At 68.9% G+C, this 12,732-nt stretch carries 6 protein-coding genes; 2 read left to right on the top strand and 4 right to left on the bottom strand.

The features are described 5' to 3' along the window. Window positions 1-22: 22 nt before the first annotated feature. Window positions 23-1,660 (bottom strand): 2,3-bisphosphoglycerate-independent phosphoglycerate mutase, encoded by a 1,638-nt coding sequence (locus HRU76_04290; protein QOJ16853.1) that lies wholly within the window; start codon window positions 1,658-1,660, stop codon window positions 23-25. A gap of 187 nt (window positions 1,661-1,847) precedes the next feature. On the opposite strand from HRU76_04290, the gene HRU76_04285 reads away from it, so the two are divergent. Beyond that, window positions 1,848-2,360 (top strand): DinB family protein, encoded by a 513-nt coding sequence (locus HRU76_04285; protein ID QOJ16852.1) that lies wholly within the window; start codon window positions 1,848-1,850, stop codon window positions 2,358-2,360. A 238-nt stretch (window positions 2,361-2,598) separates the two neighbouring features. On the opposite strand, the gene HRU76_04280 is transcribed toward HRU76_04285, so the two are convergent. Continuing rightward, complete coding sequence (locus HRU76_04280; protein ID QOJ16851.1) at window positions 2,599-3,531, bottom strand: MoxR family ATPase; 933 nt, start codon at window positions 3,529-3,531, stop codon at window positions 2,599-2,601. A gap of 384 nt (window positions 3,532-3,915) precedes the next feature. On the opposite strand from HRU76_04280, the gene HRU76_04275 reads away from it, so the two are divergent. Beyond that, the gene (locus tag HRU76_04275; protein ID QOJ16850.1) at window positions 3,916-4,851 is read left to right on the top strand and encodes a hypothetical protein; all 936 of its coding nucleotides are present in this window, start codon (window positions 3,916-3,918) and stop codon (window positions 4,849-4,851) included. A gap of 12 nt (window positions 4,852-4,863) precedes the next feature. Here HRU76_04275 and HRU76_04270 read toward each other — a convergent pair whose 3' ends face one another. Both HRU76_04270 and HRU76_04265 read right to left on the bottom strand, forming a co-directional pair. Then, entirely contained in the window at window positions 4,864-6,414 is a 1,551-nt protein-coding gene (locus tag HRU76_04270) for a CPBP family intramembrane metalloprotease (GenBank protein QOJ16849.1), read from the bottom strand. 78 nt (window positions 6,415-6,492) lie between these two features. Continuing rightward, window positions 6,493-12,714, bottom strand: coding sequence for a hypothetical protein (locus HRU76_04265; protein ID QOJ16848.1), 6,222 nt, complete (start codon window positions 12,712-12,714; stop codon window positions 6,493-6,495). Between the last annotated feature and the right edge of the window lie 18 nt (window positions 12,715-12,732).

Here is a 12,732-nt window from a genome sequence, read left to right as displayed (position 1 = left end):
CGGAAGAACCGGGCTGCGCGGGTCACGTGCCGAGCAGGCAGCGCCCCGTCATCTCGGGCGGCTGGGGTAGTCCCATCAACGCCAGCACCGTCGGCGCCACGTCCGCCAGGCGTCCACCCGGTCTCAGCGGGCGGCCTCGCCACGGCTCGCCCACCACGTGAAGCGGCACGTCGTAGACCGTGTGCGCCGTGTGCGGCGCGTTGTGCTCGGGGCTCCACATCTGCTCGGCGTTGCCGTGGTCGGCGGTGATGACCAGCGAGGCGCCCCGCTTCAAGGCCGCTTCGATGATCCGCCCCACGCAGGCGTCCACCACTTCCACGGCCTTCACCGCCGCGTGCAGGTTGCCGGTATGGCCCACCATGTCGGGGTTGGCGAAGTTGATGACGAGCAGCGCCTCGCAGTCCGGGGCGGCGAGGCGCTGCAGGACGCCCTCGCACACCGCTGGTGCGCTCATCTCCGGCTTCTGGTCATAGGTCGAGACATCCCGTGGGCTGGGGCAGAGCAGCCGCCTCTCGCCGGGGAAGGGCTCTTCGCGGTAGTCGTTGAAGAAGAATGTCACGTGCGGGAACTTCTCGGTTTCGGCGCAGCGGAACTGCGTCAGCCCGTGCTTCGACACCGCCTCGCCGAGAATGCCGACCATCCGGGGCGGCTTGTCGAACGCCACGGCGGTCATGGGCAGTCCCGCCTCGTAGCCCGTCATACCGCAGAAGTAGAGGTTGGCCAGTCGCGGGCCGCGATCGAATCCGCCGCCCTGAACGTTCCTCCACGCCTGGTCATCGAGCACGAAGGCCTTGGTGATCTCGCGCGGTCGATCGCCTCGGAAGTTGAAGAAGATCGCCGCGTCACTGTCGCAGATCGTGCCGGGAACACCCTTCACTCGGGTGGGGGGGATGAACTCGTCCCCCTGCCGGTTGGCGTCGATGGGGTTGGCGTAGGCCCACTCGATGGCCTCACGGGCGGAGTCCGCGGTGCGGATGGGCGGTCCTCCGCTTCCCGTCGAGCGGCCTGTGAGCAGTTGGTATGCGCGCTGCACGCGCTCCCAGCGGTGGTCGCGGTCCATGGAGTAGAACCGGCCGATCACCGTGGCGATGCGCCCGACTCCGGCATCCCGCAGTTTCGCCTCCAGCCGCTCCACGTACCCCAGCCCGGTGCGCGGGCCGGTGTCGCGTCCATCAGTGAAGACGTGGATGAACAGCCGCTCGCCGGGGAACCCCTCGCGCTTCGCCAGGTCGATCAGGGCGAAGAGATGATCGAGGTCGCTGTGGACCTGCCCGTCGGAGACCAGCCCCATGATGTGGACGTTCGTGCCGCGGGAGCGGGCGTGCTCGAACGCCCCGCGCAGGGCGGAGTTGACGAAGAACGATCCATCGCGGATGGCGCGGGTGATGCGCATGACCTCCTGATCGACGATGCGTCCGGCGCCGATGTTCTGGTGCCCGACCTCGCTGTTGCCCATGGTGCCCTTCGGCAGTCCCACATCCTCGCCGCTCGTGGTGATGAGCGTGGTCGGCCAGTCGCGGCGGAGCATGTCATCCACCGGCTTGCGGGCGATCTTGACGGCGTTGAACGCATCGTGCTCGGGATGGGGGTTCTCGCCCCATCCGTCGCGGATGATGAGGATGACGGGGGGGCGCGCGGGGGATGGTGACGAAGCGGTCATGGTGGGAACGATAGGGGCGTAGTTTTCGGCGTCCGGTTTCAGCCATTCTCTCGGATGAACGGACGGGTGTTCACCCCTTGACGCGCCGGGATTCCTCGTGTACCGTACAGAAACCAAACTACATGATCCGGCATCCAACCCGGATCACGTCCGGTTCTTCATCCGCTCAGAAAGAGGAAATCACGCCATGTCAGCCACCGTCGCCGCGCATCCCAACGCCCGCGCCGTTCATCAGGTCCGCTTCGCTCGCGGGGCCACGAAGAAACTGCTGGAAGGCATCCCCGCTGATCGCTGCTGCGAGCAGCCGGGCTCGTGCGTCAACCACGCCCTGTGGATTGCGGGCCATCTGGCCTGCACCGATGACTGGTTCCTCAAGGAGTTCGGCGGCGCGGCCGGCTTCGCCCTGCCGGAGAAGTGGCACACGATCTTCGGCTACGGCTCCAAGCCCACCTCGGACACTTCGCAGTACCCGTCGTACGCGGAAGTGCTCAAGGCGATGGACGAGCGGCACGGGGCGGTCGTCCGCTGGCTGGAGTCGATGACCGCTGAGCAGATGGACACGCCCACGGCGGAGAACTGGCGCAACTACGCCCCCACGCTGGGCGATCTGGGTCACTTCGCCGCCTGGCACGAGGGGTACCACGGCGGGCAGCTCGCCACGTTGCGCAGGGGCTTCGGCCTACCTTCGGCGTTCGGGTGAATCAGTGGGCAGGCGTCCCCGCCTGCCGATCGACCAGCCGACTTCAAAAGGTCGACTGGAGTATGTCGAGCAGGGTCATCACACGGATCGGGCGGATCGGGGTGAGTCGCGGTGTAGCGACACGCCGCGCACTGGCATCGCCAGATCGGGCGTTGAGCACGATCCGAGGATCACAGGCGAGACGCCTGTGCCACTGATGCCTGTGCCACTGGTGGCTTCGCCGCCGCTCCGAGTTTCATCACGCCGGGCTGGGCACCGTCTCCAGCACCTGCTGGATCAGTCGCTTGGTGGTCAGCGTGTCCCCGGTGTGCATGTAGGTCTTCGAGATCACGCGGTGAGCGCAGACCGGGATCACGTTGGAGACGATGTCCTCGGGCACGCAGTAGTCACGGTCGTTGAGCACCGCCGTGGCGCGGGCCGCCTGCGTGAGCGCCAGTGCGCCGCGGGGGCTGACGCCCACCTGCAGATCCTCGTTCTCGCGCGTGGCGGTGGCCAGTGCAATGATGTAGTCCAGCAGCGACTGGTCGACCTTCACCTGATCGACCCGTCCCTGCAGGGCGATCACGTCCGCGCCGTTCATCACCGGCTTCAGTTCCGCCAGCGTGGTGCGGGCGGGCTGCTTGATGAGAATGCGGCTCTCATCATCCGGGGCCGGGTAGCCCAGCGAGATGCGCATGATGAACCGATCAAGCTGGTTCTCGGGCAGGAAGTACGTGCCCTCGAACTCGTAGGGGTTCTGCGTCGCCAGCACCATGAAGGGCTCGGGCAGGCGGTAGGTCTCGCCCTCGGCGGACACGGTGCCTTCGCTCATCGCCTCCAGCAGGGCGGATTGCGTGCGGGGCGTCGTGCGGTTGATCTCGTCGGCGATGACGATGTTGTGGAAGATCGGCCCCTTCTTGAACTCGAACGCACGACCGTCGCGGTTGAAGATCGAGACGCCCGTGATGTCGCTGGGCAGCAGGTCCGGCGTGCACTGGATGCGGGCGAACGTGCAGTCGAGCGACTTGGCCAGCGCGTTGGCCAACACGGTCTTGCCCACGCCCGGCACGTCCTCGATCAGCACGTGTCCGCGGGCCAGCAGGCACACGATGATGCGGTCCACCGCCGCCACGTTGCCCATGTAGACGCTGGTGATGTTCTGGCGCAGGCGTTCGAGCGACTCAAGGGCCATGGGGTCGGCATCCTTCCTCAGCGATGGACTGTCCCCCCGCACGCGTGATCTCCGCACGGGCCGGGGAAAGCGGCAGGAATCCCGGTCCGCCTGCATGACGCCGCTGGGGGCACGCGGGAAGCACGCCGGGAGCCGACGCAAGACATGAACCGGCACGGGTCGGCGAAGGTGCGAGTATAGCCGGGACGGATCGCTCGACGGAAGCGGACGCGACCCCCGAAAGCAGATGGAGCACCCCACGCCGCGTTGATCGAGGATCGGTTCGGCGGGTTGATCGGGTCACATGGCGGTTGCCCATGACGATCCTCTATAATCCATCCGTCCCGGCGGATGCCTCGATCCCGTCCGTTCGCCCCGTGCCCCGCCGGGCCTTGGAGCCGCTTCATGGGCGACTCGTCGCCGTCGCCCCCGGTCATCAAACGTGCGGTCATCGCATGCACCTTGCACTGCCGGGGATGCGGCTACAACCTGCGTGGTGTGCGCGTGGAGCACCCGTGTCCCGAGTGCGGGCTGCCGGTGGAAGCCACCGTCACCGCCGAGGTGGATCCCGAGGCCTCCCGCCTGCCCCGCCTGCGCGATCAGCGGTTGGTGGGGTCCACCATCCTGCTGGTGATGACGCTGGACCTGGCGATCGCCGCGATGGCCCTGCTGGCCGTGGACAGCTGGGGGAATCGGGAGCCGATCCTGCGGCTGCTGGTGGATGTTGATCCAAGGTCCAAGACCGCGATTCTGGCCGGCGGGGCGTCGGCGCTCTCGCTGCTGGGGGCGTCGGCGTGCCTGTTTCTCGGGTCGCGCCTGTGGAGCGGCGAGGATCGAACGCCGCGATCCCAGTGCCTGGTGTCCGCCGCGGGCCAGATGCTGATCGCGGCGGCGTCCGGCACGCTGGTGCTGCTGGCGCTGACCGGGGGAGCGGGCGTCACGGTCGGCGCGAGAGCCGAATGGACCGAGGCGTCCCTGGCGACCGCCATGGCCCTGGGCGGCGCCCTGGCGCTGCGCGGACAGGGGCGTCTGCTGCGCATCGTGGGCTCACGCAGCCGCGTCTACCGCGAGGCGCGAGGCGGACGACAGGGCATGCGGGCCATGTCCCTCGCCCTGCTGGCGCTGATGGTCGGGGTGCTGGCCGACGCGATCTCGGAATACCGGCGACTGCCGGCCCTGGAGCGCGTGGGCGAGGTGCTGGTGCAGAGCAGCGTGGTGATGCTGCTCATCGGGCTGGCGTACCTGGTCGTCAACGGGTGGTGGATCTTCCTGGCGCTGCGTCGTTCGTCGCTGCGGCTGCGCGACGTGATCCGCATCGAGCCGGATGCGTCGCGGATGTGAGTCGCCTCGTCCTCACCCGCCCGCCAGCACCACGAGCATGATCGTGGTCACCACGCCGTTGCTGATGGCGTGGACGAGGATCGGCGCAACGAGCGAGTCGCGCCACTCGCGGGCCACCGTCATGCCCACCGCGATGCCCCCCAGCGCGGGAATCGCCACCCACCCCTGCGGGTGGATCGCCGCGAAGATCAGCGCGTTGATGCAGGTACCGACGACGGCCGCCATCACCGGGCCCAGGGCGCCCAGTCCGGTGCGCAGGTTGCGGTAGAGCACGCCGCGGAACATGATCTCCTCCACCACGGGCGCCGCCACACTGGCGACAAGGTACATCTGGATGATCGTCCACCACTGGGTGCCCGCCGCGCCCAGCAGCGGGTGGGCCGGTCCGCCCGACGGGGAGAACGGTCCCAGTCCCGTGTCGGGCACGGCGCCGGACACCGCTCCCGCGATGAAGACCAGCATCAGGGTCACCAGTACGCCGACGGCGAGGAAGGGCAGCATCATGGCGTACGCCGCCACGCCGAAGGCGGGCTCGAGCACGCCGCCTCGTCCGAGGGTGAGGCCGATGTCGCGCCGCGCGTCGCGCCAGGAGACCCCGCGGATGCAGGGCCATGCCAGCGCCAGCAGACTGATGAAGAACGCCACGGCGCCGGCGAAGAGTTCCGATCCGGGCGGGACAGGCGCCGTCTCGATCACCACCTGCAGCCCGAAGAACAGCAGCAGCCAGAAGGCGAAGGTCTCGGCGTACACGCCCGCCGGGGCGCGTGACGGCGCGACCCCCATGCGAACCGTTCCCATGGCCGCGAGGATGAACAGCACGATCAACCCGATCAGGCCCAGTCCGCCCACGCAGAGCCCCGCGATGACCATCGTGACCATGATGACCAGCAGCCGCGTGGCCGGCGCCATGACGGCCTTGCGGGCGGCCTCGTCCCCGCCCGGGGGGTTGAGGGCCAGCCGGGCGAACCATTCCAGTTCGCGCTCCAGCAGGGCGATGTCGTCGGCGCTGAGCACGTCGTTGCCGGGGGCGCCGCCCGTGCGGGCGTCGTAGAGCGTGCGAAGCAGGCGCAGCGCGGCGGCCTCATCCGCCGTCCACTCCACGCGGGTGAGCCGCGGATTGGACGCCGCCTCGGCGTTGTGATCGTTGACGCGCTGCTCCAGTTCATCCAGCACGCCCAGCGCCGCGGCGGGACCGCCCAGGTCGCCGGCCACCACCGCGAACCGAAGCCGCTGGGCGATCGAACCGGTGTTGATCTGCTCAATCTCGCGGCGTTCGAGGAAGCTCGCCCGCGAGGCCGGCTCGCTCGGGGCGATCGCCAGCAGGTACTGCGCCTGCATCTGCATCATGCGCAGCCCCAGTACGTCGCGTCCGCCTTCGATTTCGGTCTTGGGCAGGTTGACCGTGATCACCAGTCCCAGCGTGATGACGAGGATGACCACCCACGCCGCCGCCGCACCCAGCCCGCCCAGGGCGATGCGCGTCCGCGGCGCCGGGCCGAAGGGATCGGGCGGCGCGTTGAACGGTGGAAATGGCGGGGGAGAGGCGGGCGGAAAACTGCTCATGCAGGGTGTCCTGGGGTCGGGCACACGATAGCCGATCCCGGTCGTCCGTGCCCCGCCATGCCTGGTGATTCCGGCGCGCTATGCCGCCCGTCGTTCGAAGCAGCTGATGCATGCGACCACGTCGCGACCGTCGCGCAGAGGCGACGCCGCCGCGTGGGGCGACCGATCCCGCCACGTCCGCAGCCCGATGTCGTGCGTTTCTCCCGCGGCGTCGAACAGGGGATCGGGCCGGGCTTCCTCCGGCGCCCGCCATGAGACGGGCGGTCGCTCCGCCTCGGGCAGCGGACGGCCGTTCACGAAGTCGAAGTCCACGTTGCGTCCATCGCGGAAGCCGGGGAAGTGCCTGGCGATCAGGTCGGGGTCGATCTTGGTGCGTCGGAAGGTTCGCGTGTCGCGATCGAAGGCGATCCATCGCTCGCCGTACTCGAACATCTTCTCCATGAAGAACTCGGCGTCGGGGAAGATGGCTTTGGTCGGGTCATCGCCGATATCGGGCGGGCGGCGCGAATCGGTGAGCGAGCGGATCTTGAACTTGGTGTAGAACGGCGCGACCTCGATGCCCTGGCGGATCTCGGCCCAGCGCATGTCGCGCTTGCCGAATGGCACGATGCGATCGGTGTCGAGGATGCCCGCGACCAGTTCGCCGTCCTTCATGGTGAAGTACATGTTGTCGATCTTGGCGTCCTCCCAGATCAGCCCCTTGTCGGCGAGTTTCTTGAACAGCTTGACCACCGCTTCCTGGTGGTCGCGTGTGAAGACGGTGGGGTCGGTTCCCTGCCGTCCGCTGAAGAGCTGGTAGTTGGGGTCGCCGCGCAGGTCGCGCTGGAACATGTGGGGCCGATCGACGTTGCGCGTGACGATTTCGGACGGCAGGTGCTCGATGCCCGCGTCGCGCAGGAGCCGCTGGGCTTCGTCCATCTCGCGGGCCACGATGAAGGGATCCTCGCCGTTCTCGATGGCCTCGCCCGCGAGGATCTTGATGACTTCCTTCGGTCGGTCGGGCGAGGGCGGCATGGCGTACACCACCGAGTACTTGCCCTGGCCGACGTATTCGCCCACGTAGAACTCGCTGTTGCGTCCGGCGGTGTACGCGCCGTCGCGCCCCGGCAGGTTGGGACCGGTCGGCGCGGTACGTCCGGGACCAACGGCGGGCGGCGGCAGATCCGCGGGCGGTGGGGCGATCGTCTCATCCGCCGTGGGGTTGTTGCGGCGCATCCGCGCCAGAATGTCGGCGGTGCTCTCCATCTCGGCGGCGCGGGCCATGTCCACCGTGCCTTCGGCGAGCCGGTTGATGGTCTCATCCGCGGAGGCGATGGCGTTGTCGAGCGTCTCGTCGCCGGAGCGCACGGCGTCATCCACGCGCAAGGCCGGCGGCGGTTCGGGCGTCGTCAGCACCGGGTCGGCGTAGCGGGCCGGCGCTCGGGATTCCATCACCTCCTCCAGCCGCCTCAGTTCAGCGACCACGGCCTCGTCATCGATGGGCGGCTGCGACGCCGCGCGCGACCCGCCCGGGAGGCCGGGCGGATCAGGCGGGCCGAGCCGCCCGGGGTTCTCGCGGGCGCGGCGGACGATCGACGCCGCGTGTTCGTCGCCGTTGCGGTAGAACCTGGCCAGCGCGTCGGCGAAGTCGTGGAGCGGCGAGTTCTCCATGCCGCGCCGCGAAAGCACGTCCGAGGCATTGAGCGCGCGGGCGACGAAGTCCTCCGGCGTGATGTCCATGCGGCGCAGCATCTCCTGAAAGGCCTCGCTGCTGGAGCGCGCCTTGTCCAGCTCCACCGTCTGGGCGATGAGCTTCAGGTCGTGCGAGAGCGCTTCGCGCAGGTCGATGCCGGCGCGGTGCGCGGCATCCAGCTGGCGGACGAAGTACTTGGCCACCTTGATGGCGGCCTTCTCCGCCTTCTCGAACCCCGAGGCGAGGTTGCCCGCCTCGTCGAACGCGTGCATCGCGTTCAGTTCCTTGTACATGTTGGCCCGGTTCTCGGCCAGCGAGTTGAGGTACGGCCCACCGCCCGGCAGTTCGGGGTGCTGAAGCGGGCGCGTGAGCAGTCGCTCGGCGGTGACGGCCTCGCCGCCCGCCTGGATCTCGCCGACCACATGGCGGATGGTGCCTTCGGTCTGATACGCCTCGCTGGCGTAGTAGAGCGCGTGGCCCTGCTTGATGCGGAGCTGATTGGCCACGCGGGCCTGCAGTTCATCGAGAATCTGCTCGCCATAGCGCCGCACCTGCGGGTCGCCGTGCCGGATCAGGTCACTGACGAGGTCGAACTTGAGGGCGAACTCGCTGCCGTGCATCCAGGGCGGCAGCATGGACATCGAGATGGGCTTGCCGCGCCGCGCGTCGGAGAGCGCGTCGGCCACCTTGCGCAGGCCGTGAATCTGCTCCAGCGTCTCGCCGTAGAGATCGTTGGTGACGCGCAGCTCGAGGTTGGGCGTGCGCGCCTCGCGCATCCGTCCCACTCGCGAGAGGAACTGCTGGTGGGCCGAGGCCTGGAAGTACTCCACCTCGTTGAGCACGCGGCGCAGGGCCCCGCGCGATGCCTCCGAAGCCCCCTCCTCCAGCAGGGCGCGGTGACGCTTCCATTGTTCAGGCGTCATGTACTTGACGGTGGCCATCTGGTCATACATGAACTGCCGCAGGTCATCGAACTGGGCGTAACTCATGCCGCCGGGTCCGATGACTTCCGCGTCAGCGCGGAACATGCGGTACACCGGGTCGGTGTAGACGTTGGTGTCGAAGACGGTTCCGCTCTCCTGCCCGCCGAAGCGCTTGCGGAACTCCTCGTTGAATCGCTTGACGACCAGTTCCGCCCCCGGTCCTTCGATGGACAGGTCGTAGTCGCTCTTGAGGTTGTTGGAGCCGAAGGACTGGCGTCGCAGCCCGGAGACGCCCTCCTCGGCTTCCACGCGCCGCATGACTTCGTCCAGCAGGCCGTTGACCTGTTCGCGCCGGTAGGTGAGGGCCTTGTGGAGTTTCAGTTGATCCGACGCCGACCCGTCCGCGAGGTTGGTGACGCGCTTCCAGTCGCCCCGGTTGTCGCCGAACACGGTTCGCCGCGCTTCGAGGTAGTCGGTTTCGTTGAGACGCGCCCGTCGCCCGGTGAGCCAGTCGAGGTCATCGGCCTTGATCGCCGCCGCGCCGCCCGAGGCGCGGGACTCCTCGATCATGGCGCTCAGAATCTTCTCCCGCGCCTTGAGGTCGCCGATGTGGTCGGCGGTTCGCCGCACCGCCGTCTCACGCTGCCGGTTGATGCGAGCGGCCTCGTCCGGGGGCATGGCGTCGGTGGGCTGAAGTCGCGGGTTGTTCCTGATCTCGTCGAGCTGGCTGGAGGCGCGCTCGATCCGACCGGCGAGCGATCGGGCCGTGTCCTCCAACTGTGCGGTGGTCGCGGGCAGGGCCGGACGGGGGTCGGGCGGATGAGCCCGGTCCAGCGCGCGTGCGGCGGCCTCCGCCTCGCTGAGGGCCTCGCCGCGGGCGGCCAGATGATCGAGCAGCCGCTCGCGATTGCGCAGGGCCAGCCGCTGGTCGTCCGTCAGCGCCTCGACGCCGGCTCGGCGGACGATCTCGCGCGCTTCGGACAGATAGGCCCCGAGCGTGCGCGCCTCCTCGCGCGTGAAGCGGCTGACTTCATCCAGCCCCTTTTCATCGAGGCGGCGCACGAGCGCGGCGCCGGCATCGCGGATCTCGTCCACGGGCACGTCGCGGATGCCCCGCACGGCGCGAACGGCGTCCACCGAGCTGCCCGCCGCGCCCAGCCCCGCGCCCGCGCCGCTCAGGAGCAGCTCCCACGCCTGCTGCTCGCGGGCTTCCGCCTCGCGGATGCGATCGGCGCCCGTGACCGCGGATGCCCCAAGCGAGAAGCTCACGTCCTCCTGCCTTCGCACGAACTCCGGCAGCTCGTGAAGGACCACATACGCCACGTCGGCGGCATCGACGGCGAGCACCGTGTAGGCCGCCCATGCCGCCCGCACCGCGTTGAGCGGCAAGGTCGCCAGCGCGGCGAGCGACATCACCACCGCGGTGTCCAGGTCCGCCTCGTCGCGCTGGGCGCGGATCGCCTCGCCCAGCACGTACAGCGAGGCGACGCGGGCCCGCGCCACGCGGTCCGGCACCCAGCGCTGGCGCGGCGGGTCGCCCACGTCCTCCAACTTCATCAGTCGCGGGATGATGTAATCCGCCACGGGCTTGAAGCCGTAGCCCGTCAGGTCGAGCAGGGCGGGAATGTCGCAGTCGCCCACGCCCTTGGCCTTCCAGACCGCGTCGCGCATGTGCTTGCGGTATTCGAGCAGCGCGCGGTCCAGGGCGCGTTGCTGCAGGCGATCGGCCTCGAACTCCGAGATGCCGTACTCGCGCATCGGCCTCAGGGCGGGGAAGAGCGTGCGCAGCGCGACTTCATCGCCCTCAGGGTCCACGATGCGGACATACCCAAGCGGGATGTCCTGTCCCCGATCGAGCGCGGCCCGCATCTGCGACAGGAACTGCTCGCGCACCGGGCCGGAGGTGGTCCTGGCCCACTCCGAGAGCTCCTTTTCCATCATCTCGATGAACCCGTCGCGCAGCAGCAGCATGGCGGCGTGATCGCCGACCTGAATCTCCTTGGTCTTGAGCACATCGCGATCGCCGCGCGTGCGCACGAACTGCATGATGGGCGACGTGTGGTAGCCCAGGTTGGTCAGCACCAGGTTCCACTCGGTCCTGGCGGTCTCGAAGGCCACCTGCCCCCAGTCCTGCACGGCGATGCCCGCGCAGTCGGCGGCGCGCTTGAGCGCGTTCTTCCACGAGGCGTTGATGGACTCCGGGTGGATGCTGACGCGGGCCTCCACCTGCGTGGGCGTGAGCGAGAGCCCCGCCTTTTCATCCGCCGTGGCCCGGATCGTGTCCCCGTCAGCCACGATCAGATAAACCTCGCCCGGCGCCGCGTCCCGGTCGGACCGGGCCAATAGGATCGGGTCGGTCAGGTAGATCGTCGGATCATCCGCCGTGCGCTTGGCCGCCACGGTGGCGGGTGAGCCGCCGTCCGCCGCGCGCCCGCGCAGGGCGGCCACCTCACCGTTGCGTCCCAGCACGATGGGGAAGGAATCCTGCGGCAGCCGCGCCTCGGTGTCGATGCGGATTCGCACCCGCTGCGGGGGGAAGACTCGATCGGTCGAGTACGTCTGCTCCTCATCCTGCTCGTGGATGATCTGAATCGCGCCGGTCGCGTCGCCGTACTGCAACGTCCAGGACGCCCGCGCGCCGTTGAGGCGGAAGTCATACCGCCCCGGCGCCGTTCCCACCGGCACCTTCACGCGGATCAGCAGCGCGTCCAGCTCCATGCCCTCTTCATCCGCGCGGGGCGGGCCGGGACGGGTGTTGTAGCGCAGTGGCGGCCCCTGCCCGCCCGCACCGGACTGAAGTGACTCCAAGGCCCGGTCGTACAGGTCGCTGTAGACGTGCGGCTGGCTCAGCGCGGTGGAGAACGACAGCACCTGGTAGTCCGGCAGGACATCCGGCTGAAGTGAGACGAGTTCACGGATCTCCTGATTCCGCTGAGGCAGGTTGCGCCCGAAGACCACCAGGTGGCGCGCCGAGTCCTTCTCGCCGAAGGCGAAGGCGTGAGCCGCGGTGACATCGCGAGAGAGCTGCCGATCGGTCACGATCACCGCGGCGATGGCGGGACGGGAGCGCAGCCACACCTCGCGCCCGCGCTGCTCGCCGACGAGGCGCCCGTTCTCGTCCCTCTGCGTGAAGCGGCCCACGCGCCCGTGCCCGGTGCGGTCGCGCTCAGTGAGCGGGTCGGCGCGGTAATGCCATTCGCCTTCGAGCGTGTCCGGCTCCTTGACGGTCAGCTCCAGCACCACGCGGTCGTGGTCGATCCCGCCGCGCGGCGACACTTCGATTCCCGCGGTGCGCTCGGGCGTCGTCACGTCGATCCTGGTGACGCCCTCGACGACGCGGAGATGCGGAATCTTCTCCAGCGGCAACTGCGTGGTGCGGATCGCCGCGGGCGAGCGCCCCGCCAGTTCGATGATCGCCTTGCCGCCCTCCCATCGCACGCTGGTGGAGCGCAGGTGGTAGCGATTCCCGCCGTGATCGAGGAAGACCTCCACGCTCGCGCCGTCGTCGGAGCCGTGCGCCTCGCCGGAGATCGGCCCCAGCAGCGTGTCCTCGTAGTAGACCGCCCAGCGCCCAGCGAGCGATGGGGCGATGGATGGCTCGGAAGGCCGGTCCGGCGGATCCTGCGCCGCCATCATGCGCACGGGCGGCGCGATGAGCAGCGTGAAGAACAAGGCGCCGAAGAGGAAACAGAGCGGCTGTCGCATGGACACACCTCTGTGTGG

Source organism: Phycisphaeraceae bacterium, from assembly GCA_015709595.1.
GTDB lineage: Bacteria > Planctomycetota > Phycisphaerae > Phycisphaerales > SM1A02 > CAADGA01.
This window is presented reverse-complemented; position numbering and strand designations above follow the sequence as displayed.